Genomic DNA, 26,980 nt, shown 5'->3' with positions numbered 1-26,980 from the left:
AAATGCGAAATTAAAGCACAAAAAGGAGACCGCGATCATGGATACGTTTGAAAAGATCCGCGCACTGCTGGCAGAACAGCTGGACGTCGATCCTGCTAAGATCACGATGGACAGCGACATTATGGGCGATTTTGAGGCCGACAGCCTCGACATCGTGGATATGGTGATGACGCTGGAGGATGAGTTTGGCATCGAGGTGCCCGACGACGCCATCGAGAACCTGCGCACGGTGGGTGATGTGGTGAACTTTGTGGACAGCCACAAGGGCTGAGCAACAGATGCAGAAAAGCCCCGCATCCGCGACTCTGCACACGGCAGAGAGAGCGGCGGGGCTTTATATATGGGTTCGTGCGGAACGATGAGCGTTTGGCGCACGGCCTTGGGAGGATAAGATTAAAATGGCAAAAGACAACAAAAAGCTCGTACAGGCGATCACAAGCCAGGAGGAAAACTTTGCACAGTGGTATACCGACATCTGCGTCAAGGCAGAGCTGGTCGAGTATTCCAGCGTCAAGGGCTTCATCATCCTGCGCCCCTACGGTCAGGCCATCTGGGAGCTGATCCAGAAAGACATGGATGCCCGCTTCAAGGCCACCGGCCACGAGAACGTGGCGATGCCCGTACTGATCCCTGAGAGCCTGCTGCAGAAGGAAGGCGAGCTGGTCAATGGCTTCGCGCCGGAGGTGGCGTGGGTCACGATGGGCGGCTCGGACAAGCTGGAAGAGCGTCTGGCGGTCCGCCCCACCAGCGAGACCATGTTCTGCGATCACTGGTCCCGTGTGCTGCACAGCTACCGCGAGCTGCCCATGAAGTACAACCAGTGGTGCAGCGTCGTGCGCTGGGAGAAGACCACCCGCCCCTTCCTGCGTAGCCGCGAGTTCTGGTGGCAGGAGGGTCACACCATCCACGAGACCGCTGCTGAGGCTGAGGCTGAGACCCAGCAGCAGCTGAACTGCTACGCAGACGTCTGCGAGCAGGATCTGGCCATCCCTGTTGTCAAGGGCCGCAAGACCGATAAGGAGAAGTTTGCCGGTGCCGAGGCCACCTACACCATCGAAGCCATGATGAAGGACGGCAAGGCCCTGCAGAGCGGCACCAGCCACTACTTCGGCGATAAGTTCAGCAAGGCTTACGACGTGACCTTCACCGGCCGCGACAACCAGCTGCATCACCCGTTCCAGACCAGCTGGGGCGTTTCCACCCGTCTGGTGGGTGCGATCATCATGACCCACGGCGACGACGACGGCCTCATCCTGCCCCCGGCTGTCGCCCCCGTTCAGGTCGTGGTGGTGCCCATCGCTGCCCACAAGCCCGGCGTTTCCGAGAAGGCTGCAGAGCTGGCCGAGAAGATCAGCAAGTACGCCCGCGTCAAGCTGGACGACAGCGACAACGCCCCCGGCTGGAAGTTCTCCCAGTGGGAGATGAAGGGCGTGCCCCTGCGCCTCGAGATCGGCCCCAAGGATCTGGAGAAGAACCAGTGCGTCCTCGTCCGCCGCGACACCCGCGAGAAGGTGTTCGTCTCTCTGGACGAGCTGGAGACCGCCATCCCGGCCCAGCTGGAGGCCCTGCGCAAGGACCTGTACGAGCGCGCTCTGGCCAACCGTGAAGCCCGCACTTGGCCCGCCACCACCATGGACGAGGTCAAGGAGCTGGCCAAGGCCAACACCGGCTACATCAAGACCATGTGGTGCGGCGATCTGGCCTGTGAGATGAAGATGAAGGAAGAGGCTGGCCTGTCCAGCCGTTGTATGCCCTTCGAGCAGGAGCATCTGAGCGATGTCTGCCCCTGCTGCGGCAAGCCTGCTAAGACTATGGTCTACTGGGGCGTCGCATACTAAGCGTCAAAATAAACGAGAGCAGCCGCTTTTCCTCCGGGGAGGGCGGCTGCTCTTTTGTGCATTCTGGCAAGAAAGCAGTAAAAAATTTGTAAAAGGGGTTGAAAAATCCGTCCCAGCGTAGTATGATGACCTAGCTGAAAAGGCAAATACATTGACAGGAGGAAACGAGACGAATGTCCGGCGACCATTTAGACCAACCCAAACAACGCTCCTCCTGCGATGCGGGCAGCAACGAATAGCTCTGCCGCGTCCTGAATGCATCTGCCCAGATACACCGCAGGAGTCTGACCAGAAGACGACGCGGTGTATTTTTATGCCCCAAAAGGGGAGGAGGAACCCAAGATGCAGAAGAAGAACTACCAGCAGGAGATACTCGACCTCATCCACAGCGGCCTGCCGCAGGCTGAGCTGGCCGAAAAGCTCTCCGATTACCATGAGAATGACCTTGCCGACGCCCTCGAGGCCCTGACGCCTGATGAGCGCCAGAAGCTCTACACCGTGCTGGGCGTGGAGCGTGTGGCCGAGATCTTCTCCTATCTGGATGACGCGGAGCCCTACCTGAAGGAGCTGCCCAGCGAGAAGGCCGCAAAGGTCGTCTCGAACATGGACTCGGACGACGCTGTGGATGCGCTGGACGACCTCGAGGAAGAGGATAAGGCCAAGATCGTCGGCCAGTTGGACAAGGACTCCGCCGAGGACGTGAAGATGCTGCTGTCCTATGGAGAAGACGAGATCGGCAGCAGCATGACCACCAACTACATCTGCATCCGGAAGGACATGACCATCCGGCAGGCCATGAGTGAGCTGGTGAAGCAGGCCGGCGAGAACGACAACATCTCCACCCTCTATGTCGTGGACGAGAACGAGAAGTTCTACGGTGCCATCGATCTGAAAGACCTCATCATCGCCCGGGCGGACGACAGCCTCGAGAAGCTCATCGCCCGGTCGTACCCCTATGTGACCGACCACGAGAAGATCAGCGACTGCATCGACCGTATCGTGGACTATGCCGAGCGTTCGCTGCCCGTCCTGAACGACACCGGAGAGCTGGTGGGCATCATCACCTCGGCGGATGTCGTCGAGCTGGTGGATGATGAGATGGGCGACGATTACGCAAAGCTGGGCGGTCTGACCAGCGAGGAGGACCTGAATGAGGGCGTGTTCGAGAGCGTCAAAAAGCGCCTGCCGTGGCTGATCGCCCTGCTTTTCCTCGGGATGCTGGTGTCCTCGGTGGTGGGCGCCTTCGAGTCGGTGGTGGCCGTCCTGCCCATCGTCATCTGCTTCCAGTCCATGGTGCTGGATATGGCGGGCAATGTGGGCACCCAGTCGCTGGCCGTCACCATCCGCGTGCTGGTGGATGAGAACCTGACCACCTCCAAAAAGCTGCATCTGCTCTGGAAGGAGATGCGGGTGGGTCTGGTCAACGGAGCGCTGCTGGCCGTCATGGCGCTGGGTTTCCTCGGCTGTTATATCCACTTCTTCAAGGCATACGCTTGGGGAGAGGCCTTCCTGCTCTCCGGCTGCGTCGGCATCTCCCTCATCGTGGCGATGGTCATTTCCAGCTTGGTGGGCACCATCATCCCCATGCTGTTCCACAAGATCCACATCGACCCCGCCGTGGCGTCCGGCCCCCTCATCACCACCATCAACGACCTCGTGGCCGTTGTGGTGTACTACGGTCTGGCTATGGTCGTGCTCATTGATATGTTCCATCTGGGCTGATTTTTGAATAAGAGCAAAGGCTCCGGCGCTGCCGGAGCCTTTTTGTATATTATCGATTCTCTATCCAGTACCGCTGAGTCAGCATCCCATCCGAGGAGTCAAACATCTCATCTTCCAGTACACCGCCGTTAGACTGAATCGTCTTTGCCGAGGCGATGTTATAGTGGTCACAGCAGATGCGCACCTTGGAGATGCCGCGCTCCTTGGCCTTTTCGAGGGTCATGCAGAGCATCTGGCTGGCGTAGCCGTTCTTCCGCTCCGAGGGGCGGACGCTGTAGCCGATGTGACCGCCGTAAGCCAGCAGATAGTCGTTGAGATGGTGGCGCAGGTTGGTCATGCCGACAAGATGCTCCTGCTCGTCCAGAGCCAGATACTGGGTGGCCGGTACGAACCCGGCAGGTGTGGTGGCTGGGTCTTTCAGCTTGCGGATGTTAGCCAGCCACTGGTCGAAGTCGTCGTATTTGTCCAGCGCCGACGTGCCGTCGAGCCGGGAGCTGATGGCAAGAAATTCTTCCCGGTAGGCCATGACCTGTTCGCGGTCGCCCTCGTCCGGCTCCCGCAGGTGGAGCTTCTGGGGCGGCGTATGACGAGCCGCTGCCCGGAAGTCCGGGGCCTTCATCAGGCCGTGGCGGTTGCAGTAGAAGTAGAGTACGCCCGCACCGGTGATTTTGAAACGGCAGCTGACGTCGCCCTCAGGGTAAAGCTTGACCAGCTGTAATTTGTCGCCGGTAAGGCAGGCGATGAAGGAAATGTAGTGGTCTTTGGTCATGGGGTGGTGAAGGGTGACGAAAAGCTCATCTTCCACCCGTTCCAGTGTCAGCTGATGGTGCTCGTCGGCGTCGTCCGCCTCAGAGATGTCCAGCGGCGGCAGGGTGATGCCGCAGCAGCTCACGACAGCCTGCCCGGTGGCGTGGAGCACATTGCCGCACAGGGGGCAGACGTAGAGCTTGGAGCGAAGCAGGTTGGCGGAGCGGTTCCGGTTGACGACGGCTTCGCCCTGCATCAGCTCGAGCACGCTGACGCCCAGAGCCGCCGCCAGCGGCTCCAGCAGTGAGATGTCGGGCAGGCCGCGGCCCGTTTCCCTTAATTAAAGATACCACTTATTAAGTTGTAACCCACGCTTACAATACTTTGACATGATATTTCACAAAAAGCTTTTCTATAACTTATTCAATGTCACAAAATTCAAAGCCACGCTTTATAAACTCTTGATTGCTATTACGGTTAACGATATAATTAGCTTGGACGAATCAATGAGTACGGTTCTCCATGCCGAACGGTTTCGTGAAGCATCAACCTCAGCGTAAACGAGCTTTCATAGTGACTAAGCCACATAGCATAGCTGCTTCCTATGAATAGTTTCACGCACAAAAAGGAGATTTCTCATGGAAACTGAATACCTTGGTAATGCGTATTTAGCCGATGTGACAATCAATTTGGATAAAGGGCACATATTCGAAGCGGAGGTTCTATGAAAGACTATGTGCAAGGGGGAACCCTTACAGAAGTTACAGATTTAATACTTTTGTCCCTTTATGAACCACGGCATGGATATGCAATCATTCAATTTGTTGAGGAAGTAACAAACGGAAGGGTATTATTAGGAGCAGGGACATTATATGGTGCTCTATCCTCGTTAGAAGAAAAAGGATGGATTAAATTACAAAGCACTGAAAGTACAAGCAGAAAAAAAGTGTATTTAATAACATCTTCTGGAAAGGAGGCTGTCCAAACCGAAATAGATCGACTTCATCAATTAATCGACTTAGCGGAAAGGATTTCAAAGGAGATTTAATATGCGCTACAAAAAGGTACGTTTTTTTGGTTGTCTATTATCCTTACAAGAGAAATGGCTTAATAGGATGTCCCAACAAGGGTATCACTTAATAAATACATCACGGGCTATCTATGAGTTTGAAACATGCACTCCGGGGGAATATCAATATAAGATTGATTATATTGGTCACAAGAGTCGTGAAAGCTCAGACAAGTATGTTGAATTTCTTCAAAGCTTAGGATACGTTGTTTTTTTCAAGAACATTAATCTAAACTACTCTCTTGCCAAAGTACAATTTCGTCCGTGGGCTGAATCAGGTGGAAAGCTATCAACGCCTAAGACGACACTTAACAAAGAATTATTGATTGTCGAAAAAAAGAATGATGGAAAGCCATTTGAATTATATACTACCCTTGATGATAAATTAGCTTTGTATAAATCAGCACAGTCGCCGTGGATATTCTTTTTTTTCATCTTTATGATTATGGCTGTGCTTATGAAATCTTTCATCTATAGTGCGTTAGCAATCACATGTCTTATCATCGTTATTGTCTATTGGTTTCCAATTTATAAGATTATTAAAGAGCGTCGAACAAGGGAAGATTAGCTTTTGTTCTCTATCGTAATTCACTCAATTTAATACAATCTCTCTGCCTATTCATATAAACCACCACGGCAATTCCAGCCACAGGTTATCCATAGCCTGTTCCTCGGTCTTTTGGGCGCGGCCTTTTGTCAGGTGGAAATATATCGCCGTACCAATCAAAGGATGTTCCTTGCCATCAGTAAAGCCATAGCGGTACAGCAGATAGGTCTGCTCCCGTTGGGTCAACCGTTTCAGGCCATCGTACAGTTCCCGGCGCGATTCCTGATCCTCCATAATGCTCTGCGGCTGCATGGCGTAGGGGTCGGCTATGGCTTCGATGCGCTGCAGTTGTTCCTCTCCCGGCAGAACATCATCCAGCGAAACGCGCTGGTAACAGATACCATCCTTGTCCTCTGTCACCATCCGCTGCTCAAAAGCGGCAAAGGCATCCCGAACCATATCCATCATGGCGTTGCGGATGGCCGGAGCCGCGTAGGTCAGGAACTTCATGCCACGCGCTGCATCGAACTTCGGCACGGTCTTCCACAAGCCCAGATTGCCCGCCTGTTTCAAATCGTCCGTGTCAAGGTTCAGGCCGGACTGTGCCAGATTCATGCTGCGGAAAAGGTCATTTGCCACCTTGCCAATAAAGGACTTGTTGTTGTCGATCAGGCTGTCCAGTGCGGCGGCATCGCCTTTCTGCGCCAGCGCACAAAGCCGTTCATTCGTCTGCTTCATGGGCGTTTTCCTGCTCTGCGGCAGACTGCAAGATTCCCAGCAGACCGTTCCGCAGCTGTTCCAGTGCTTCCGGCGTGGCTCCTTCCATACCCGAAACGCTGTCCAACATTGCATCTGTCAACTGCTCTGCCGTAATCGTTGGGTGCTGCACATCCTGCCCTTTGGTCAATTCGGTGAACATCTTCTCCGCCGCTTTCTTGCTCATGGCTTCCTGTTCGGCGTAATGGCTCCCGATACCCTTTTTGATTTCCTTGACCGCCGCCATGAAGTACATTTCAATATCATCAAGGTCGCCTTGGTACACTGGCTTTCTTCGGAGACTGATGTCCTTTGCGGCTTTGGCTGCTTCCGGGGTCTTGACCTTTGTGCGCAGCAGGGTGCTCAATGTCGTGAGCATGGCGTTCTGTGCCGCAATACCGGACGCAAAGGTATCATCAAAATACTGCGCTATGCGGTAAGTAAGCTCTGCGAAACGGGCATTTTCCAGCAGCAGATTGACTACCTCTGTATTGACACGCCCCGTGTAGAGGTTCTTTGCAGCTTCTACGGACAAGCCCAGTTCGGCAATGTCGTAATTTTTGCGGTCGGGGATGTTGGTTTCTCCCAGCAGGAAATCCGTGGACACATTAAACAGCCTTGCGATTTTCAGCACCTGCTCGTGGGTCAGCGTCCCTTTTGCGCCGCTGATGAAGCGGCTGATGGTGCTTTTGGAGCAGCCGATTTCCTTGGCAAGCTCCGGTTGGCTGATGTTGTGCTCTTTCATCAAGTCTGCAAGACGGACGTTGGACGGTGCGGGCAGATATTCCTGTGCCATGTGGTCGGCCCTCCTTTTTGAGTTTTTTCCTCATTATAATACGCTCTGCCGTTTTGTTCAATATACGGTTTCCTCTCCGCCCTTGCTGTTGCAGCCCTGCAACCAGTAAGGGCTTTTTTCTTTTTTCGTTGCAGTTCTGCCGTTTTTTTGCTCTTTCTGCAAAATTCCCCGTATATTCAGGCACAAGTCAAAAAACACCAGAGTTCCTACGCGGGGTGCTCTGGTGCAACGCACGAAACAAAGGAGGAATGCCCTTGAGCCTGTATCAAACTGTCAAGTTCGCCATCACCGTTCGGCAGGTGGGAGAGATGTACGGCATGGAGCCCGACCGCCATGGCATGGTGTGCTGTCCGTTCCATTCTGACAGCGACCCCAGCATGAAGCTGAACGACACCTATTATTACTGCTTTGGCTGTGGAGCCAACGGAGATGCCATCGACCTCACCGCTAAGCTGTTCGACCTGAACCCACGACAAGCCGCCGAGAAGCTGATACACGACATCGGGCTTGACCCGGACAAGCCGCCCGCCAATGCCATCGCCCTGCCGCCACCCAAGCGTGGCCTGACGGACGAGCAGTGGGCAGACATCGCCTACTGTCTGCGGGTGCTGACCGATTATCTCGACCTTCTGCACGACTGGCGAGAGCGTTACAAGCCCGCCAGCCCGGAAGAACCGCTGGACGAGCGGTTCGTGGAAGCCCTCCACATGACCGAGACCATCGAGCACCTGACGGACTGCGTTGCATTTGGGACGCCTCAGCAGAAGGCCGATGCCGCTGCACGGCTGCTGTCCGGGTCGTACCTGCTGATGCTGGAGGAGCGCACCGACCGCCTTGCTCTGGCAAAGTGCGCCTGATAATTTATTCACCTGAAGTGGTGGGTCTCACCGTGAGACCCACCACTTCACTTTTCCAAAGGAGAACCACCACATGAAGAAAAACATTTCCCGCAACCCTTTATGGCCGGACTGGTACAACGGTAAGAAGATCGATGAAGTCCAGTTTGGCCGCGCCTTTCTGGAACAGTGGCCGCTGAAATGCGTCAACGGTACGCTGTACACACTGGACGGCCCGGTAGAGGACGAAAGCGAGATCAAGCAGCGCATCTTGGAGAACATCGAGGAATACGTCACCTCTGGCCTGTCCAAAAAGGTCACCAACATTCTGGAGACCATCAAGCTGCTGGCTTTTTCCGACCCGTTCCCCATCGAACAGGAGTGCATCCATCTCCAGAACGGCGTGTACCATCTGCCGGACGGCTCTTTTCAGGAGAGCCGCCTGTTCTGCCAGAACCGCCTGCCTGTGAGATATGACCCCAAAGCCGCCAGCCCTGACCGTTGGCTGACCTTCCTGCACGAGCTGCTGGACGAAGCCGACATCCCTACCTTACAGGAATATCTGGGCTACTGCCTGATCCCCAGCACCAAGGGACAGAAGATGATGCTCATCGTTGGCAAGGGCGGCGAGGGCAAGTCCCGCATCGGACTGGTGCTGAAACGGCTCATGGGGGATGCCGCCAGCAACGGCAGCGTCCAGAAGGTGGAGAACAACCGCTTTGCCCGTGCCGATCTGGAACGCCGCCTGCTGATGATCGACGACGACATGGACATGAACGCCCTGCCCAAGACGAATTATATCAAGACCATCGTGACCGCCGAAGCCAAGCTGGACTTGGAGCGCAAGGGTGTCCAGAGCTACCAGCGGGACATCTACGCCCGGTTTCTCTGCTTCGGCAACGGTGCGCTGACTTCGCTGTATGACCATTCGGACGGCTTCTTTCGCCGCCAACTTATCCTGACCACCAAGGACAAGCCTGCCGACCGCACAGACGACCCCTTCCTTGTGGAGAAGATGTGCGCCGAGTTGGAGGGCATCCTGCTCTGGTGTCTGGAAGGGCTGCACCGGCTGGTGCAGAACAACTTCCGCTTCACGGTCAGCAAACGAGCCGCCGCCAACGTGGACACCATCAAGCGCAGCAGCAACAATGTCATTGACTTCATGGAATCCGAGGGCTACTTCCGCTTTAAGGCAGACTACTCCATCAGTTCCAAGGAGTTCTACGACATTTATAAGCAGTGGTGTGAGGACAACGCCTGCCACAGCGTATCGGCGATCCGTTTCAGCGCAGAACTGCGCCAGAATGACCGCCGCTATAACCTTGAAGCCACCAACAACATCTATCTGCCCGGTGGCCGCAGGGTGCGGGGTTTTGTAGGCATCGAGCCGCTTGTCCACCCCTGTCCGTAAAAAGTGCATTTTTTCACGGAAGAAGTTCGTACAACCTGTACGGTCTGTACTTGTACGCATCTGTACGGAAAATTCAAGTAAATTAAAACGTGCTATCGTTCATATTTCAAATTTCCGTACGCCGTACGAACCGTACAGGTTATTTGAAGTCCGTACGCGATTTTTTCAGATGCGTACGGAGCAATCAAGTTCGCATTGTGCGAACTTGATTGTAACTCTCCCGCAGGAGACGTTTCCCCTCGGAGAGCCCACTACACTTTGCAGACCGCAGGGATGAAAGTGTCATAGTGGGTTATTACACTTCCGCAGAAGTGCATCTCCGTTCCCCGTCACCTCCCGATGAACCTTGAAAGGAGGGATGCCTTTTGGCAAGAAATGATGGTATTGACCGCACCAGTGTCCGAAATCTCGCCGTTTCGGATAAGGCTGTTGGCAACACCCAGCAGCACAACGAGCGTGAAAAGGACAGCTATCGGAACCCCGACATTATCCCCCAGCGCGCTGCATGGAACGTCCACTTCAAGAAGCCAACCGCCAGCTATACTGACCTGTTCGCCCAACTGGAAGCCGATGGAACCATCTCCACGCGCGGCCTGAAGCCGGATGCCACCCATTACTGCGAACTTGTCTTTGATGTCAACTCAGCCTACTTTGACAACCACGGCGGCTATGAGTTCGCCAAACAGTTCTATGAGGATGCCTACAGAGCAGCCGTTCAGATCGTTGGTGGTGAGCAGTATATCCTTTCGGCAGTCATGCACTCCGATGAGATCAACCGTGCCATGACCGAAGCACTAGGCCGGGAGGTCTACCACTACCACCTCCATGTGGTCTATGTGCCTGTGGTTGAAAAGCAGATCCTCTGGTCGAAACGCTGCAAGGACAAGGCGTTGGTCGGCACAATCAAGGAGACCGTCATGCAGGTCAGCCGAAGCAAGAAGTGGGCATCCAAGCCCTTGCTGGACGATGCCGGAAAGCCTGTCCTGCAAAAGAATGGCAAGCCCGTCCTGAAGAAGTCGTACAGTGTCCTGCAAGACGATTTCTTCAACTATATGCGCAACGCCGGGTACACGGATGTAGAGCGCGGTGAACGCGGCAGCACCGAAGAACACCTGACCGTCACCCAGTTCAAAGTTCAGAGGGAGCAGGAACGGCTGGACACCCTGACTGCTCAAGCCGACCAGCAAGCACAGTCGCTTGCTAAAACCTGTCAGACCCTCTCCAAAAAGGAGAAGGAACTTGCCGCTGTTCAGAAAAAGACTACACTCACGAAAGAAGCCCTCATTCATGCGCGCGATCTGGATTATATTGGCAAGCGCACATTCCTCGGCAACTATTCGCTGACCGAAGAAGAATTTTCCAAGCTAAAAAAACAGGCTGACCACGGCTATATGATGGACGTGGAGAACCGTCGCCTGAAAGAAGAACTTTCCACGGCCAAGAAGGAGGCCGTTCGTTGGAGCAACAAGTACCACGACCTGTGGTACGACGTGAAACCCTATCTGGATGCTATGCGCCGTGCGCCAGAACTGGTGCGCGGTTTTCTGGAAAAGATTCTTGCCCCCAAGCAGGAGTGCACCATGAATGTGCCACAGCGAAACCGCAGGCATGGGCAGGATATGGAACTTTGATTTTCGGAGGATACTGAATGGATAATAGAAGTACTGATATGATGAACGATGCGATTGACCTTTGCTCCTGTTATGAGCCTATTTGTGAACCACCTGTCAATTTACTCGAAGAATGGCAGGATTCGGAGTACGCGGGTCCCGAACCTACTCTTGAGAACACGTCTTACTATGTTAAAGAGCCAGACGGTACGCTCTATTTTTACTGTGGCAACACCAAAATCAAAATGACCGAACATTTCGCAGAAAATGGAAAATCAGTCGGCACACTGCTGGAAGATGTGATTCAGTATTCAGCTAACCGATGCGCCTGATGATAAAAACGAATTGAATCCAGCCCACACTTACGGTATAATGGAAGCAGAAGTATTGTAAGCGTGGGCTGTTTCTTTTAAGAAGGAGGCTCTACTATGAAACAGCCTAACAATACGATGATCTATAACACTGCACTGTACCTTAGACTAAGCCGTGACGATGAATTGCAGGGTGAAAGCGGCAGCATCCAGACCCAGCGCATGATGCTTCGTCAGTATGCAGAGGAACACGGGTTGACCGTTGTTGGCGAATATATCGATGATGGTTGGTCTGGCACCAACTTTGACAGACCGGGCTTTCAACGGATGATCGACGATATTGAGGAAGGCAAAATCAACTGCGTTGTAACAAAGGATTTATCCCGTTTAGGTCGAAACTATATTCTGACAGGTCAGTACACGGAGATCTACTTTCCGAGTAAAGGTGTCCGCTATATTGCTGTCAACGATAATGTGGACACTCTCAACGGCGAAAGCGAACTCGCTCCGTTCCTGAACATCCTGAATGAGATGCACGCTCGCCAGACCAGCAAAAAAGTCAAGGCCGCTATGCGGACAAGATTTGCGAACGGTGCGCACTATGGTGCATACGCTCCTCTGGGATATATCAAAGACCCCGACAAGTCAGGGCATCTTCTGGTAGACCCGGAAACGAAGTGGATCATTGAGAAAATCTTTGATCTTGCGGTGCATGGACACGGTGCGGCCAGCATCACCCATATTTTAGTAGATGAAAAGGTTCCCACTCCCGGCTGGTTGAATTTTCAGCGGTATGGCACATTTGCTAACATCTATGCAGGAGCGTCGGAAGAGAAGTCCTACGCATGGACGGTAGCGCAGGTCAAAAGTATCCTGAAAGAAGAAACCTATATCGGTCACAGCGTTCACAATAAGCAGAGCAACATCTCTTTCAAGAACAAGAAAAAGGTGCGGAAGCCGCAGGAGGAATGGTATCGTGTGGAGAACACCCACGAAGCTATTATCTCTGCGGATGTGTTCCGACAGGTGCAGGAGCAGATTGCTCATCGCCGTAGAAAACAGAAAGACGGAACAACGCAAATCTTTTCCGGGCTTGTAAAATGTGCGGATTGCGGCTGGTCGATGGCCTATGGTATGAATAAGCAGAACAAAAAGCCCTACGGCTATTACCATTGCAGCAAAAACGGACAGGGCCTTCACCAATGTTCCATGCACTATATTCGATATGATGTGCTGTACACCTATATTCTGGCAAGAGTGCAGTATTGGTCGCAGCAAGCACAGCAGGATGGAGATAAACTCTTGCAGCGTTTACTGAATGCCAGCGACAAAGAACGCAACACCGCCAAGAAAAAACAGACTGCCGAACTCAAAAAGGCCACAAAGCGTAAGGCAGAGGTGGACAACCTGTTCGCCAAAATGTATGAGGACTGGTCTGTTGGACGCATTACGGAGTACAATTTCAATATGCTGTCCGAAAAGTATCAGGCAGAACAGCATGAACTGGACGAAAAGATTCAAGAACTTCAAGCCGAACTTGATGCAGCCGTTCAGACCGCTGTTGACGCTGAAAAGTGGATTGAGTTGATGAAAAAGTACGTCAACCCCACACAATTGACCGCCGAACTTCTAAATGCTCTGATTGAAAAGATTCTCATTCACGAAGCTGTCAAGCATGAAGATGGCACCAGAGAACAGGAAGTTGAAATTTTTTACCGTTTTATCGGCAAAGTCGAGTGACGCATTATAAAAGGGTGTGCAATCGAACGGTTGCACACCTAGTACATAACCAATATCTTTAAGTGAGGGATTCTCCTGTCTCCCACTTGGAGATGGCCTTTGCGCTGACGGCCAGCTTTTCGGCCAGCTCTGCCTGCGTCAGGTGTTTGGCTTCCCGCAGCTGCCGGATGGCAGTGCCGGTGACGTAAGAATCCATATAAACTCTCCTTTGCAGCCCTCTCAGTCACCTCCGGTGACAGCTCTCCCATAGGGAGAGCCATTGGCAAGCCGGGCAAGTCTGAGCGGAACGAAAAAGTAAATGTGTATACAAAAAAGCGGGGGCCTCGCTGTTGTTGCCAAGTATACTATAAGAAAAAGCTCCACACAACCTACGCTGCGTGGAGCTTTGCTTTTTGAAATTACTCGGCTTCCTCGTCTTCGTCCAGCTCGATGCTGAAGACGGCCTTTTTCAGCTTGCCGCAGCCCTGCGCTTTCAGGCCGGATTTGTACGGCTCACCGGCCAGATAGAGGGCGAAGCGGCCCTCGCAGAGCATCCCGGCGATGCTGGTGCCTGCGGTGCCGACGGTCAGGTCAGCGGCCTCGTCGGCGGGCTTGGTGGGGGTCAGCTCGCCCAGCGACACCTCGAACAGCTCGCTGCCTTCGAGGTCGGTCTCGAGGGTCAGGTGGCTGTCCCGGCGCTGGAACAGCGCCTTGTCGGAGGTCTGGGGGGTGACGGTGCTGACTGTGACCACAGCCTTGTCGCCGAGGATGCGGGTCTTGCCAGCGGGCAGGTTGTTGATGTCCCGGGCCATAACGAACTCAATGACGGCATCAAGGTTTTCGCTCATGCCGAGGTAGTTGGGAAGATTGTTCAGGGTGTCGTAGATCATAGCGTAAGCCTCTTATTCTGCGTCTTTCGGGTCGGTCATCAGTTCCTTGATGCTGGGCACGACGCCGCCGAGGTTTTGCAAGTCGGAAGGAATGATGATCTTGGTGGCCTTGCCGTTGGCGACCTTGGCCAGCGCTTCCAGACTGCGCAGGGCCAGCACCTTGTCGGTGGGCATGGCTTCGTTCAGCAGACGGATGGCGTCGGCGTTGGCTTTCTGGACGGCGAGGATGGCCTGTGCCTCGCCCTCGGCCTCGAGGATGCGCTGCTGCTTGACGGCGTCGGCGCGGAGGATGGCAGACTCCTTTTCGCCCTCAGCGGCGGTGATGGCGGCCTGCTTCTCGCCGTCGGCCTTCAGGATGACGGCGCGCTTCTCGCGCTCGGCCTTCATCTGCTTCTCCATGGCCTCCTGGATCTCACGCGGAGGGATGATATTCTTGACCTCGACACGGTTGACCTTGATGCCCCACTTGTCGGTGGCCTCGTCAAGGATGGCCGTGATCTTGCTGTTGATGGTGTCGCGGCTGGTGAGGGTGTGGTCCAGCTCCATCTCGCCGATGATGTTGCGCAGCGTGGTGGCGGACAGGCTCTCGATGGCCGCGATGGGCTGGTTGACGCCATAGGTGTAGAGCTTGGCATCCATCACCTGAAAGAAGACCACGGTGTCGATCTGCATGGTGACGTTATCGCGGGTGATGACCGGCTGAGGGGGGAAGTCGGCGACCTGCTCTTTCAGGCTGACCTTCTTTGCCACACGCTCGAGGAACGGAATTTTAACGTGCAGGCCGGCGCTCCATGTCTCGGAGTAGCTGCCAAGACGCTCGACGACGTAGACCATCGACTGGGGCACGATGACGATGTTGGTGACGACCACCAGCAGGACAACGAAGATCAGGATGAGGATCAGGAACAGCATGATAGGCATAGGGACGCTCCTTTCGTTCAGTGAGCCGCCCGGCGGGCGGTCTCGGTCAGGACAGGCTCCACGATGAGCAGGGTGCTGTGGATCTCGGCCACCCGGCAGCTCTGGCCCGGGGCGAGGGTATCGCCGGGGGTGGCGCAGCGGGCGTTCCAGTCCACGCCGTCCAGCCGGACACGGCCGGCGGCCTCAGCGGAGACGGGGGTGAGCACGACGGCCTCCCGGCCAAGGGCGCGGTCGCCGTTCGTGGCGGTGGGCGGCTTGCGCAGCCGGGCACACAGGGGCTTGAGGGCCAACAGACAGAGGATGCTGACGGCGATGAACACCACCGCCTGCACCCGGAAGGACGCCACCACAAGGCAGCTGAGCAGCGCGGCCGCACTGCCCACCGCGAACCAGATGGAGACGAGATTCAGCGTCATGGCTTCGAGAACGACGAAGCCGATGGCGGCCAGCAGCCAAAAAATGGGGTCAACAGACATCAAAGCTCCCTCCTTTGCGGGTGTCTGCCCTCATTATAGAGCAAACGGACGCGAAAGTACAGAGATAGATTATGAATAAACCTCTCAGTCTCGCTATCGCTCGACAGCTCCCCTATCGAGGGGAGCCTCTGGCGAAGAGATAAAGCTTTCCGCCATGCCAAAGCCTCCCCTCGATAGGGGAGGTGGCACGCCGTAGGCGTGACGGAGAGGTTAAGCCTTACTGATAATCGTAGTAGCTGTGATCCGGGTTATGGCCGATCTCCTCCACCACGATGGTGAAGCCCATGGGGTTCACCTCGGTATGCTTGCCGGAGGCCAGCGGCTCCACGATGATGTGCTCGGTGCGGTTGACGATGATCTCCGCCGTCTCGGCTTCGCCGATGCGCTGGTAGTGGAGGATGCCGCCCTCGGCCCGCAGGACGCGGAGCGCGCCGGTGCGGAAGGCTTCGCAGCTGTGGCGGAGCTGTGCCAGCTGGGCCAGCACCGGGCGCAGCCGCTCCTCGTGGCTGTCCCAGCAGTAGAAGCCCCGGTTGAAGGGGTCGCGGTAGCCCTGCATCCCGATCTCGTCGTCGTAGTAGAGGCAGGGGACGCCGGGCAGGGTGTAGATGATGGCATAGGCCATCCGCAGCCGGAGCATCCCTTCCTCGTAGGCGTCGCCGGTGACGCAGCGCCCGCTCTGCCATGCACGGCCCCGGCCATTGGCCGGTTCGTCGGCGATGACGGTCAGCGCCCGCTCGGTGTCGTGGGTGGAGAGGAAATTCAGGGCCGTGTCGAGGGCCGGGGCGGGGTAGTGCTCACAGAGGGTGAGGATGTCGGTCATGGTCTGCCCGGCGTCCCGGCCGCAGACGAAGCCGAGGACGGCGTTCTTGAAGGGGTAGTTCATCACGCTGTCGAGGCCTTTGCCCAGCAGGTAGGTGCGACGCTTGTCGAAACCGAATTTGGTGGTGGCGTCCTCCCAGACCTCACCCAGCAGGAATTTGTCCGGGCTGACCCGCTTGACGGCGGTGCGCACTTTTTCGATGAAGGAGTCGGGCAGCTCGTCGGCCACGTCCAGACGGAAGCCTGCCGCGCCCCGGCGCAGCCATGTGTCGATAACGCCGCCCTCGCCGGTAATAAATTCGACGTAGGAGGGCGTTTCCTCGTTGACCTCGGGCAGAGTCTCGAAGCCCCACCAGCTGCGGTAGCCGCCCTTATACTTGGGGTCGAAGTCGTACCAGCTGCGGTAGGGGGAGCTGGGGTCGCGATAAGCGCCGCCCTCGCCGTAGCGGCCCTCCCGGTTGAAATAGCGGCTGTCCGAGCCGGTGTGGCTGAAGACGCCGTCCAGCACGATGCCGATGCCGTACTTTTTGGCCTCGGCGCAGAGGGCCACGAAGTCCTCGTTGGTGCCCAGAAGGGGGTCTACGTTGAGATAGTCGGCGGTGTTGTACCGGTGGTTGGAGTGGGCCTCAAAGATGGGGTTGAGGTAGAGGTAGTCCACTCCCATCTTCCGCAGGTAGGGCAGCTTCATCTGGATGCCCTTGAGGTCGCCGCCGAAATAGTCCTCGTTCAGGTGGCCGCCCACCTCGTTGGGCTGCCAGAAGGGCTCGGCGTGCTTGTCGGCCTGATAAAGCCGGTCGGGGAAGGGCATGGGCTTGTTCTCCACACCCTCGCAGAAGCGGTCGGGGAAGATCTGGTAGAACACCTTGCCCTTGATGGGGGCGGGCGTCTCAAAATCGGCCTCGTAGACCGTGATCTGCCAGCTTTCGCCCTCCTGCCAGCTCACGACGCCGCAGTTGTCCGGCCCGCGGACGATGCGGCGGAAGTCGGTGTAGAGGTCGAAATAGTAGAAGTAGAGGCCCACATCGTTGAGGGTGACGTCCACCGAAAAGTGATTCTGATGAGGCGTCTGGCCGTCGAACTTCATCCGGTAGTGGACGGGCACGTCATACCGGCCCTCCTTCTGCAATACGAGGTGAGGGTCAACATAGCCCAGCTCTTCCGGGATGCAGAGGGACAGATGCACGCTCTGGCCGGCGCGTACCGCGCCGAAGGGCTGCTTGAAATAGGGGTCGAAGCTATTGAACAGACAAGGCAAAAAGGATCGTCCTTTCTCAAAAAAAGCCCCGGGCAGCGATGCCACGGGGTTTTCGTTCTTATTGGTGGGATAACCTCTCCGTCACGGCTTGCGCCGTGCCACCTCTCCTATCGAGGAGAGGCCTTGGCATACCGGAAAGCTTTCCCTCTTCGCCAGAGGCTCCCCTCGGTAGGGGAGCTGTCGAGCGATAGCGAGACTGAGAGGGCTTATTTCACAGCAGAAGCGTGCCAGATGTCGCGTGCGTAGTCCAGAACAGCACGGTCGGCGCTGAAGATGCCGCTGTTGGCGATGTTCTTCAGGCTCATCTTAGCCCAATGCTCACGGTCGGCGTACAGGCGCTGCAGGTCGGCCTGTGCACGGCGGTAATCCTTGAAGTCGGCCATGACCATATAGGGGTCGCTGCTGCGCAGGTTCTCGGTGACTTCGTGGAAGTTCTCGCCGTTCCAGCCGCGCTCGAGAAAGTTCAGCGCAGCATTTGCGACGTCGTCGCCCATGATGAAGGCGTTGGGGTGGTAGCCCACCTGCTTGAGGTTGTTGACCTCGGGCGTCAGCATACCGAAGATCAGCTCGTTCTCCTTGCCGGCAGCGTCTGCGATCTCGACGTTTGCGCCGTCCAGAGTGCCCAGCGTGATGGCGCCGTTCAGCATGAACTTCATGTTGCCGGTACCGGAGGCCTCAGTGCCAGCCAGAGAGATCTGCTCAGAGACCTCGGCGGCGGGCATCAGATGCTCGCTCAGGGAGACACAGTACTCTTCCAGATAGACCACGCGCAGTTTGTCGCGGACGGCGGGGTCGTTGTTGATGAGGTCACCCAGCTTGCAGATCATGCGGATCATCTGCTTGGCCATATAGTAGCCGGGGGCAGCCTTTGCGCCGAAGATATAGGTCTTGGGGATGAAGTCGGCGTTGGGGTTCTCCTTCAGGTACAGGTACTGAGCGGCGATGTTCAGCGCATTCAGATGCTGGCGCTTGTACTCGTGCATCCGCTTGACCTGACAGTCGAAGATGGAGTTGGGGTCGATGGACTGACCGGTGCTCTTCTCGAGGTAAGCGGCAAAGTTCTTCTTGTTGTCCAGCTTGATCTCGTTCAGGCGCTTGAGGACGGTCTTATCCTCGGCGAACTTATTCAGCTTGGACAGGTCGGAGGCGTCGTGCTTGTAGCCGGTGCCGACGGTCTCATCCAGCAGCTTGCACAGCTCGGGGTTGGAGGCCAGCAGCCAGCGGCGGTAAGCGATGCCGTTGGTCACGTTCTTGAAGGCCTGCGGCTTATACAGGTAATAATCGTGGAAGACGCTCTCCTTGATGATCTCGCTGTGCAGCTTGGAGACGCCGTTGATGCTGTTGGCGGTGTAGGCGCAGATGTTGGCCATGCGCACCTGATTGTCGCCGATGAGGGCCATATAGTTGATCTTGCCCTGATCGCCGGGGAAGGCTGCTTCCAGCTTCTCGCGGGCGCGGCGGTCCATCTCGGTCACGATCTGGTAGATGCGGGGCAGGGTCATCTTGAAGATGTCCACATTCCACTTCTCCAGAGCCTCGGCCATGACGGTGTGGTTGGTGTAGGAGAAGACCTTCTGGCAGATGTCAAAGGCCTTGTCCCAGCCGAAGCCGCACTCGTCCAACAGGATGCGCATCATCTCAGGGATGGCGAGGGTCGGGTGGGTGTCGTTCAGCTGGATGGCCACCTTGTCGGGCAGGTTCTCGAGGGTGCCGTAGGTGGACAGGTGGTTCTGGACGATGTCGCCGATAGAGGCAGCAGACAGGAAGTACTGCTGACGCAGGCGGAGGATCTTGCCCTCGACGTGGTTGTCGTTGGGGTACAGCACCTTGGAGATCAGCTCAGCGCTGGCGTTCTTGCTCATCGCGGTGTTGTAGTTGCCCAGAGAGAAGCTGGACATATCGAAGTCGGGTGCCTTGGCCTGCCACAGGCGGAGCTTGGCCACGCCCTTGCCGTCGTAGCCCTGAACATACATATCAGAGGGGATGGCCATGACGCTGTTGTAGTTGGTGTGCTGGATATAGTGGAAGCCGTGGTCCCAGTTCTCGTGGATCTCGCCGTCGAAGCGGATCTCCACAGCCTGATCGGGGTGGCTCTTCAGCCAGACCTGACCGCCGGGCAGCCAGTTGTCGGCGCGCTCCTGCTGCCAGCCGTCCACGATCTTCTGCTTGAAGATGCCGTACTCGTACAGGATGGAGTAGCCGGTGCCGCAGATGCCGGTGGTGGCCATGCCGTCGAGGTAGCAGGCAGCCAGACGGCCCAGACCGCCGTTGCCCAGACCGGCGTCCGGCTCTTCCTCATAGATGCTGTCCAGACTGATGTCAGCCTCGGCCAGAGCCTTCTGGGCGGCCTCGTTCAGGCCCAGATTGAACAGGCTCATCTTGAGGCTGCGGCCCATCAGGAACTCCATGCACAGGTAGTAGACCTGCTTGGAGCCGGTGCCGATGGCCTTGGACTGGAACTTCTTATGGTTCTCGCTCATCATCTGGCGGCAGATGAGGGCCAGAGCGCGATAGATCTGCTGATGAGATGCAACGCTCAGATCCACACCATACTCACTGGTGAGCTTGTCCTGAAGAATTTTTGCAAATTCTTTTGTAGTCATAAATGAACTCCTATCCGCACGAATGCTTAAATTTTTTGAATTAGTACGGTGACAGGGCATTTCTCCTCTATTCCCTCGCCCTATGCATAACCATATGCCACTGATATTATAATCGCTTCAGGTGTGGATTGCAAGAAAAAGAGACCATTTTTGCCGTATCTGACATTTTTTTAGCAATGTTTCTGACAAATATGCCAAAAATTCAAAAATAGCACTTTTTCTCGCGCACTATTTATATTATAATAAAGGGAGATAAGGGCCGCGTTTGCCCCGGAATGCGCCGGTTCGGGCGGGTAATTCGGGGACAAACTCCGCCAATAATGAAAAAGCCGCAGCAGAATGCTTCCGCAGGGGGTCAAAACTACGTCCGGGAATCCCGGAAATGGCTGGAACTGACCGGAAATGACCGGCCCGGCGGGGTGTGTGCCGCGCAAAGTGAGGACAACATGGTAAACAAAGTGAGAGTGACCATTGCAGGCGCACCTTACGCCATTGCAACGACCGATACCGAGAACTACATCACCGCGCTGGCCAAGAAGCTGGATGACGACATCACAAAGCTGCTGGACGGCAACGCCAACCTTTCTGTGACCAAGGCGGCGGTGTTCTGCGCCATGGACTATCTGGACGAGTACCGCAAGAGCGCAGGCAGCGCCGAAAATATGCGCAGCCAGATCCAGGACTACATCGCCGACGCCGCGAAAGCAAAGCTGACCTCCGACAAGGTCAAGGCGGAGAATGAGGTGCTCAAACGGGAGAACGCTGCCCTGCGGGAGCAGCTGGCGAAGCTCCAGAAGTGAGCGGTATATCATTATAATATAGGTATAAAAGGAGAGCTATGTCAAAGATCGAGATCCTTGCCCCGGTGGGCAGCGAAGAAATGCTCCGTGCGGCGGTGTTCAGCGGCGCGGATGCAGTATATCTGGGCTTTTCCGGCTTCAACGCCCGCACCGGTGCGGGCAATTTTGACGCCGACAGCCTGAAGGAGGCCGTCCGCTTCTGCCACGCCCGGGGCGTGGCGGTCCATGTGGCCCTCAACACCACCGTCTACGGCGGCGAGCTGAACGGGCTGGCCAACGCAGTGCGTGCGGTAGCCGCCAGCGGTGCGGACGCCGTCATCTGCCAAGACCTTGCAGTGGCGAAGCTCATCGGGGACATCGCGCCCCAGCTGCCCCGCCACGGCTCCACCCAGATGAGCGTCCATACGCTGCAGGGTGCGCTGGAACTGAAAGAGCTGGGCTTTGCCCGGGTGGTGCTGGCCCGTGAGCTGAGCCTGCCCGAGGTGGAGCACATCACCAAGAACTGCGGCATCGAGACGGAGTGCTTCGTCCACGGTGCCCTCTGTATGTGCGTCAGCGGCCAGTGCTATATGTCGGCCTTTCTGGGCGGACGAAGCGGCAACCGCGGCTCCTGCGCCGGACCCTGCCGCCTGCCCTTCGAGGCCAACGCCCTGCCGGAGGGCAAGCCGGGCCGGCTGCATCACCTGTCCCTCAAGGACAACTCCGTCATCGACAAGCTGGACAAGCTGCAGGCCATCGGCGTGGCTTCGGCGAAGATCGAAGGCCGTCTGCGGACGCCGGAGTATGTTGCGGCTGCCGTCAGCGCCTGTCTGGCGGGCCGCGAGGGCCGCGCCTACGACCGGGACCTGCTGAAGAATGCCTTCAGCCGCTCCGGCTTCACCTCCGGTTATCTGGACGGAAAGATCGATGGCACGATGTTCGGCGTCCGCAGTGAGGCCGACGCCGAGCTGACCAAGAAGACCCTGCCCGCCCTGCGGGAGCTGTACCGCCGGGAGCGCTCCCGCGTGCCGGTGGAGATGAAGATCGAGATCGAGGAGGGCGGCGAGAAGCTGACCGTCACCGACGGCACCAACAAGGCCTTCGCCTACGGTGACGCTGAGCCGCAGCCCGCCCGCACCGACCCCACCGAGAGCCTGAGCCGCAGCCTGAGCAAGACTGGCGGCACCCCTTTCGCGGCGGAGAAGATCGATGTGGAGATGGACGGCGGGCCGTGGTTCGTGCCGGGCAGCGCCGTCAACGAGCTGCGCCGTGAGGCGCTGGATGCCCTGCTGAAAAAGCGGGAGACCCTGCGCCCGTGGCCGGTGAACGAGGTGGAGCTTCCGCCTCTGCCCCTGCGCACCCTGCCGCCCCATCGCACCCTCCGCGCCCGGTTCGAGCGCTGGGAGCAGGTGCCGGAACAGGCCCTGAGCGGAGTGGAGTACCTCATCCTGCCCATCGGGCAAGCCGACCGCGTCCCCCGCGAGTGGCGGGAAAAGACACTGCTGGAGCTGCCCCGGGTCATGTTTGGTGCACTGGAGGAGGACACCGCCCGCCGCATCGCGGCCACGCAGGACGCGGGCTTTGCGGGCTATGAGGTGAGCAACATCGCCCACCTGCGGCTCTGCCGGGGTCTGCCCATGACCGGCGGCTTCGGCCTCAATGTCACCAACAACCTCGCGGCCCAGTATTATGCCGACCTCGGCCTTGGCTCGGTGCTCATCCTGCCCGAGGTGAAGGACAGCGACATCAGCACCATCGCGCCCACCCACGAGGGCAGACCTGTCCCCACCGGCGTCATCACCTACGGCCATATGCCGCTGATGGTCACCCGCGCCTGCCCGCTGCAAAATATCCACGACTGCGCCCACTGCGACAAGACCGGCCTGCTCACCGACCGCAAAGCGAAAAAGTTCCCGGTGCGGTGCGGGCTGGGCGTCCGTACTATTTATAATCCGGTGCCCATCTATATGGGCGACAAGCCCGGTGCGCTGACCGTGGACTACGGCGTGGCCTACTTCACGCTGGAAAGCAGGGAGGAGGCTGCTGCCATCCTCGACAGCATCCGACAGCACGCACCCTTCGAGGGAGAGTTCACGAGAGGACTCTATTTCAAGGGGACGAATTAAAGAGGTATACTATGGAACCCATTACTGTAAAATACAAAGTGTTAGACTCCCGGGCCAAGGTGCCCGCCTACGCCACCTCCGGCTCTGCCGCCGCCGACCTGTGCGCCGTGCTGGATGAGCCGCTGACCGTCCAGCCCATGCAGCGGGTGCTGGTGCCCACCGGCCTTGCCATCGAGCTGCCCGGCGCACACGCGGTGGCGCTGGTCTATGCCCGCAGCGGCCTGTCCATCAAGCACGGCCTTTGCATGGCCAACGGTGTCGGCGTCGTGGACAGCGACTACCGCGGCGAGCTGAAGGTGCCGATGGTCAATCTGGGGACGGAGGCCTATACCATCCAGCCCGGGGAGCGAGTGGCTCAGCTCTGCATCGCACCCGTGTATACAGCGGTTTTCGCGCAGGCCGACGCACTGGAGGAGACCTCCCGCGGCGAGGGCGGCTTCGGCTCGACGGGGAAATAAAAGGAGAACAGCATGGACCTGATCTTGGCCTCCGGCAGTCCGCGCCGGAAGGAGCTTCTGAGCTTATATACGACGGATTTCACCATCTGCGTGAGTGATTTCGACGAGAGCACCGTCACGGCGGACACCCCGGCCCGGCTGGTGGAAAAGCTGGCGCGGGGTAAATGCCTCGCCGTGGCAAAAGACCATCCCGGCGCGGTGGTGCTGGGCTGTGATACCGTCGTGGACGTGGGCGGCGAAGTTTTCGGCAAGCCCCACAGCGTGGAGGACGCCAAGCGGATGCTCCGCGCCCTGTCCGGTGCCACTCACGAGGTGCACACCGGTGTCTGCGTGTCGGACGGCCTGCGCACCGAGAGCTTTGTGGACAGCTGCAAAGTGACCTTTTTCCCCATCCCGGAGGAGGAGATCGACGCCTACACGGCCACCAAGGAACCCTATGATAAGGCCGGCGCTTACGCCATTCAGGGCCGCGCCGCCCTCTGGCTCGACCGGCTGGAAGGGGATTACTACACCATCATGGGCCTGCCGGTCAGCCGGACGGCCCGCCTGCTGGGCCGATTCTGATGCGGGATGCAGAAAAATGAAAAAACTCGAAAAAGTTTGCGGAAATGCTTGAGAAAAGCGCGTCTTGCGGCTATAATAAATACGTGTTATTCTGCGATGGGCTGCCGACTGGTCTGGGAGGGCGGCTCTGCATTTTGGAATAGACCTTGGAAATTCGTAAGGAGAGATAGAGAATATGAGCTTGTTTTCAAAGGATGTTGGAATCGATCTCGGTACGGCCAATACCCTCGTTTACATGAAGGGCAAGGGCATCATCATGCGTGAGCCTTCCGTCGTGGCTGTGGACACCAAGAGCGACGAGGTGCGCTGCGTGGGCGCCGAGGCAAAGGCCGTCATCGGCCGCACCCCCGGCAGCATCGTGGCGGTCCGCCCCCTGAAGGACGGTGTCATCGCTGATTTTGACATCACCGCCAATATGCTGGAGACCTTCCTGAAGAAGGCCTGCGGCAACAGCATGTTCTCCCGCCCCCGGGTGGTCATCTGCATCCCGTCGGGCGTCACCGAGGTGGAGCGCCGCGCGGTGCGGGAAGCTGCCCTGAAGGCCGGTGCCCGTCAGGTGTCGGTCATCGAAGAGCCGATGGCAGCGGCCATCGGTGCCGGTCTGCCCATCAGCGAGCCTACCGGCAGCATGATCGTGGACATCGGCGGCGGCACGGCAGAGATCGCCGTCATCTCTCTGGGCGGCATCGTGGCCTCCCGTAGCGTCCGGATGGCGGGCGATATGTTCGATCAGGCGATCATCGCCTTTATCAAGCGCAAGTATAATCTGCTCATCGGTGAGCGCACCGCCGAGCAGATCAAGATCGAGATCGGCTCTGCCTACCCGATGGAGTCCGAGATGACCCTCGAGATCAAGGGCCGCAACCTCGTGGACGGCCTGCCCAAGAATGTCATCGTCCACTCGGAGGATGTCCGTGAGGCCCTGTTGGAGTGTCTGGTCAAGATCACCAGCGCCATCAAGGAGACGCTGGAACGCACGCCGCCTGAGCTGAGCGCCGACATCATCGACCACGGCATCACTCTGACCGGCGGCGGCGCACTGCTGCGCGGCCTTGACAAGCTCATCGAGAGCGAGACCGGCATCGACGTCCATGTGGCCGAAGACCCGCTGGACTGCGTGGCCAAGGGCGCTGGCGCTGTGCTGGATCATGTGGACGTCCTGCATGATGTTCTGGATACCGACGGCGGTCATATGTAAGCTCTGGCTGTGCCATTTGCGGCGGCAGGCCGGGGAAAAGACCTTTGCGCTGCTGCGCCGCAGAAGATGAGACTTTGAGCGCGGATGGCACGGCTGTCCGCGCTTTTTTGCAGATTCGGAGGGGAGTCCGTCTTGAAGGATTTTTTTGACACATGGAAATTTAAGATACTCATCGCCATCGCGGTCTTCCTTGTGGGCATCATGGCCTATGCAGGCGCGAACGGCCGCCTCACCGCCGCCCCGCAGGAGCTGCTGAGCGTGGCGGTGGCCCCGTTCCAGCGGGCGGCGGCGAAGCTGAGCGGCGGGGTGGCCTCCCTGTGGGAGAACTACGCCGACATCGACGCCATTCTGGAAGAGAACAAGACCCTCACCGAGGAGAACGCCGCCCTCCGCGCCCAGATGGTGGACTACGACAAGCTCAAGGCGGAGAACGAGGCCTACAAGGCACTGACCAACATTCAGGAGCAGCACCCCGAGATGAGCTATACCTCCTCCTTCGTCATCGGCCGCGACCCGCTGGACTCCTTCTGGGGTTTCACGCTGGACCGGGGCACATTGGACGGTGTGGCCGTCAACGATGCGGTCATCAGCGACGAGGGCTATCTGCTGGGTGTGGTGCGGGAAGCAGACCTCACCAGCTGCAAGGTCATGACCATTCTGCACCCCAGCTTCAACGCCGCGGGCGTCGTGTCCCGCACCCGGGACAACGGCATCATCACCGGCAGCGCCGAATATGCCGCCGACGGCCTGTGCGTCCTGACCAACCTCGCCCGGAGCACGATGAGCAAGGCGGGGGATCAGATCATCACCACCGGTCTGGGCGGGGTGTTTCCGCCGGAGGTGCTGGTGGGCGTCATCAAGGAGCTGACCCCCGAGGCCAGCGGCAAGTCCATGCTGGCAGTCATCAAGCCGGGCGCAGACCCCCGCACGGTGCGCCATGTGTTCATCATCACCAGCTACTGAGGAGGGTCGGAGATGGAATCTCGCCGCAAACGCAGCCGCAGCCAGATGCTGAAATGGGGCTGCTATATCCTCCTGCTGGTAGTCTGCACTGTAGTGCAGACCACGCCGGGGCTGTTCCAGTTCGGAGCCGCAAAGCCGCTCTGGCTGCTGCCGCTGGGTCTGGCTGTGTCCGCCCTTGAGGGCGAGTTCGCCGGGGCCATCTTCGGCGCGGTGTGCGGCCTGATGTGGGACTACACTGCCGGCCGCACGGTGGGGATGCTGGCGCTGGAAATGATGATCCTCTGCTTCGGGGTATCGGTCATCGTCCAGCTCTACCTGAAGGATACCCCTTCCAACTTCGTGCTGCTGGCTGTGGGGGGCGCACTGCTGGTGCTGGCCGCAGACTGGCTGTTTTTCTACTATATGCCGGGCTACGCAGGGGCAGCGGAGCGCTTCCTCTGGGCCGTGCTGCCGTCGGCCCTGCTCACAGCCCCGGGGAGCTGGCTGCTCCACCGCGCCGTCCAACGCATCAGCGCGGAATTCAAGATCGATAACGGCGTGGTGTGATGCCAGACTCCGCCGGAAGG

At 57.6% G+C, this 26,980-nt stretch carries 26 protein-coding genes; 17 read left to right on the top strand and 9 right to left on the bottom strand.

The annotated features are described in order from the left end of the window. The first annotated feature begins 37 nt into the window (after positions 1-37). From acpP to mgtE, 3 genes are all read left to right on the top strand, one after another. The gene (acpP, locus tag MTP38_RS09120; protein ID WP_227620281.1) at positions 38-271 is read left to right on the top strand and encodes an acyl carrier protein; all 234 of its coding nucleotides are present in this window, start codon (positions 38-40) and stop codon (positions 269-271) included. 127 nt (positions 272-398) lie between these two features. Next, the gene (gene proS, locus MTP38_RS09115; protein WP_227620282.1) at positions 399-1,838 is read left to right on the top strand and encodes a proline--tRNA ligase; all 1,440 of its coding nucleotides are present in this window, start codon (positions 399-401) and stop codon (positions 1,836-1,838) included. Between the two features lie 342 nt (positions 1,839-2,180). Then, positions 2,181-3,560 (top strand): magnesium transporter, encoded by a 1,380-nt coding sequence (mgtE, locus tag MTP38_RS09110; RefSeq protein WP_227620283.1) that lies wholly within the window; start codon positions 2,181-2,183, stop codon positions 3,558-3,560. Between the two features lie 49 nt (positions 3,561-3,609). Here mgtE and MTP38_RS09105 read toward each other — a convergent pair whose 3' ends face one another. Continuing rightward, entirely contained in the window at positions 3,610-4,575 is a 966-nt protein-coding gene (locus MTP38_RS09105; protein WP_249233369.1) for a GNAT family N-acetyltransferase, read from the bottom strand. A gap of 456 nt (positions 4,576-5,031) precedes the next feature. Here MTP38_RS09105 and MTP38_RS09100 point away from each other — a divergent pair, with 456 nt between their 5' ends. Beyond that, the gene (locus MTP38_RS09100) at positions 5,032-5,355 is read left to right on the top strand and encodes a PadR family transcriptional regulator (protein ID WP_178682898.1); all 324 of its coding nucleotides are present in this window, start codon (positions 5,032-5,034) and stop codon (positions 5,353-5,355) included. A gap of 1 nt (position 5,356) precedes the next feature. Next, entirely contained in the window at positions 5,357-5,944 is a 588-nt protein-coding gene (locus tag MTP38_RS09095; RefSeq protein ID WP_178682900.1) for a DUF2812 domain-containing protein, read from the top strand. 51 nt (positions 5,945-5,995) lie between these two features. Here the strand turns inward: MTP38_RS09095 and MTP38_RS09090 are convergent, their stop codons facing one another. Together MTP38_RS09090 and MTP38_RS09085 are read right to left on the bottom strand one after the other, a co-directional pair. Then, positions 5,996-6,661: a sigma-70 family RNA polymerase sigma factor gene (locus MTP38_RS09090; protein ID WP_120119672.1), complete on the bottom strand. Its 666-nt coding sequence runs from the start codon at positions 6,659-6,661 to the stop codon at positions 5,996-5,998. After that, positions 6,645-7,475, bottom strand: coding sequence for a helix-turn-helix domain-containing protein (locus MTP38_RS09085; RefSeq protein ID WP_249233368.1), 831 nt, complete (start codon positions 7,473-7,475; stop codon positions 6,645-6,647). The genes MTP38_RS09090 and MTP38_RS09085 overlap by 17 nt, the downstream gene beginning before the upstream one ends. Positions 7,476-7,723: 248 nt before the next feature. On the opposite strand from MTP38_RS09085, the gene MTP38_RS09080 reads away from it, so the two are divergent. The 5 genes from MTP38_RS09080 (at position 7,724) to MTP38_RS09060 (ending at position 13,383) form a co-directional block, all read left to right on the top strand. Then, positions 7,724-8,332, top strand: coding sequence for a CHC2 zinc finger domain-containing protein (locus MTP38_RS09080; protein ID WP_249233367.1), 609 nt, complete (start codon positions 7,724-7,726; stop codon positions 8,330-8,332). Positions 8,333-8,405: 73 nt separating this feature from the next. Further along, a complete protein-coding gene (locus MTP38_RS09075; RefSeq protein WP_156070283.1) occupies positions 8,406-9,722 on the top strand; it encodes a DNA primase family protein in 1,317 nt (438 codons plus the stop codon). Between the two features lie 365 nt (positions 9,723-10,087). Next, a complete protein-coding gene (locus MTP38_RS09070) occupies positions 10,088-11,353 on the top strand; it encodes a plasmid recombination protein (RefSeq protein WP_227619541.1) in 1,266 nt (421 codons plus the stop codon). Between the two features lie 17 nt (positions 11,354-11,370). Next, complete coding sequence (locus tag MTP38_RS09065; RefSeq protein WP_097782879.1) at positions 11,371-11,664, top strand: hypothetical protein; 294 nt, start codon at positions 11,371-11,373, stop codon at positions 11,662-11,664. A gap of 96 nt (positions 11,665-11,760) precedes the next feature. Next, positions 11,761-13,383, top strand: a complete 1,623-nt coding sequence (locus MTP38_RS09060) for a recombinase family protein (protein WP_097782878.1) — start codon at positions 11,761-11,763, stop codon at positions 13,381-13,383. A 58-nt stretch (positions 13,384-13,441) separates the two neighbouring features. On the opposite strand, the gene MTP38_RS09055 is transcribed toward MTP38_RS09060, so the two are convergent. The 6 genes from MTP38_RS09055 to MTP38_RS09030 all read right to left on the bottom strand — a co-directional run bounded on the left by MTP38_RS09055 (position 13,442) and on the right by MTP38_RS09030 (position 20,326). Then, the gene (locus MTP38_RS09055; protein ID WP_249233366.1) at positions 13,442-13,579 is read right to left on the bottom strand and encodes a helix-turn-helix domain-containing protein; all 138 of its coding nucleotides are present in this window, start codon (positions 13,577-13,579) and stop codon (positions 13,442-13,444) included. Positions 13,580-13,781: 202 nt separating this feature from the next. After that, the gene (locus tag MTP38_RS09050; RefSeq protein WP_249233365.1) at positions 13,782-14,252 is read right to left on the bottom strand and encodes a YhcH/YjgK/YiaL family protein; all 471 of its coding nucleotides are present in this window, start codon (positions 14,250-14,252) and stop codon (positions 13,782-13,784) included. Between the two features lie 12 nt (positions 14,253-14,264). Further along, entirely contained in the window at positions 14,265-15,173 is a 909-nt protein-coding gene (locus MTP38_RS09045) for an SPFH domain-containing protein (RefSeq protein ID WP_227620285.1), read from the bottom strand. A 17-nt stretch (positions 15,174-15,190) separates the two neighbouring features. Further along, a complete protein-coding gene (locus MTP38_RS09040; RefSeq protein WP_249233364.1) occupies positions 15,191-15,649 on the bottom strand; it encodes an NfeD family protein in 459 nt (152 codons plus the stop codon). A gap of 217 nt (positions 15,650-15,866) precedes the next feature. After that, on the bottom strand, positions 15,867-17,723 hold the full coding sequence (locus tag MTP38_RS09035; protein WP_249233363.1) for a glycoside hydrolase family 13 protein: 1,857 nt from the start codon (positions 17,721-17,723) through the stop codon (positions 15,867-15,869). A gap of 206 nt (positions 17,724-17,929) precedes the next feature. Further along, on the bottom strand, positions 17,930-20,326 hold the full coding sequence (locus MTP38_RS09030; protein ID WP_249233362.1) for a glycogen/starch/alpha-glucan phosphorylase: 2,397 nt from the start codon (positions 20,324-20,326) through the stop codon (positions 17,930-17,932). A gap of 446 nt (positions 20,327-20,772) precedes the next feature. Between MTP38_RS09030 and zapA the strand changes: the two genes are divergently transcribed. The 7 genes from zapA (at position 20,773) to mreD (ending at position 26,960) form a co-directional block, all read left to right on the top strand. Next, entirely contained in the window at positions 20,773-21,126 is a 354-nt protein-coding gene (zapA, locus tag MTP38_RS09025; RefSeq protein WP_227620289.1) for a cell division protein ZapA, read from the top strand. A 38-nt stretch (positions 21,127-21,164) separates the two neighbouring features. Continuing rightward, on the top strand, positions 21,165-23,231 hold the full coding sequence (locus MTP38_RS09020; RefSeq protein ID WP_249233361.1) for a U32 family peptidase: 2,067 nt from the start codon (positions 21,165-21,167) through the stop codon (positions 23,229-23,231). 11 nt (positions 23,232-23,242) lie between these two features. After that, entirely contained in the window at positions 23,243-23,689 is a 447-nt protein-coding gene (gene dut / locus MTP38_RS09015; RefSeq protein ID WP_227620291.1) for a dUTP diphosphatase, read from the top strand. Positions 23,690-23,701: 12 nt separating this feature from the next. Then, the gene (locus MTP38_RS09010) at positions 23,702-24,253 is read left to right on the top strand and encodes a Maf family protein (protein WP_227620292.1); all 552 of its coding nucleotides are present in this window, start codon (positions 23,702-23,704) and stop codon (positions 24,251-24,253) included. A gap of 175 nt (positions 24,254-24,428) precedes the next feature. Further along, positions 24,429-25,451 carry a rod shape-determining protein gene (locus tag MTP38_RS09005; RefSeq protein WP_227620293.1) on the top strand — a complete coding sequence of 341 codons (1,023 nt, stop codon included), beginning with the start codon at positions 24,429-24,431 and terminating at the stop codon, positions 25,449-25,451. A 132-nt stretch (positions 25,452-25,583) separates the two neighbouring features. After that, entirely contained in the window at positions 25,584-26,414 is an 831-nt protein-coding gene (gene mreC, locus MTP38_RS09000) for a rod shape-determining protein MreC (protein ID WP_249233360.1), read from the top strand. Positions 26,415-26,426: 12 nt separating this feature from the next. Then, positions 26,427-26,960 carry a rod shape-determining protein MreD gene (gene mreD, locus MTP38_RS08995; protein ID WP_227620295.1) on the top strand — a complete coding sequence of 178 codons (534 nt, stop codon included), beginning with the start codon at positions 26,427-26,429 and terminating at the stop codon, positions 26,958-26,960. Positions 26,961-26,980 lie beyond the last annotated feature (20 nt).

It is taken from the genome of Faecalibacterium sp. I3-3-89 (assembly GCF_023347275.1).
In the GTDB taxonomy this organism is placed as follows: domain Bacteria; phylum Bacillota; class Clostridia; order Oscillospirales; family Ruminococcaceae; genus Faecalibacterium; species Faecalibacterium butyricigenerans.
Note: the sequence above shows the minus strand (reverse complement) of the source record. Positions and strands in the feature narration are given on the sequence as shown.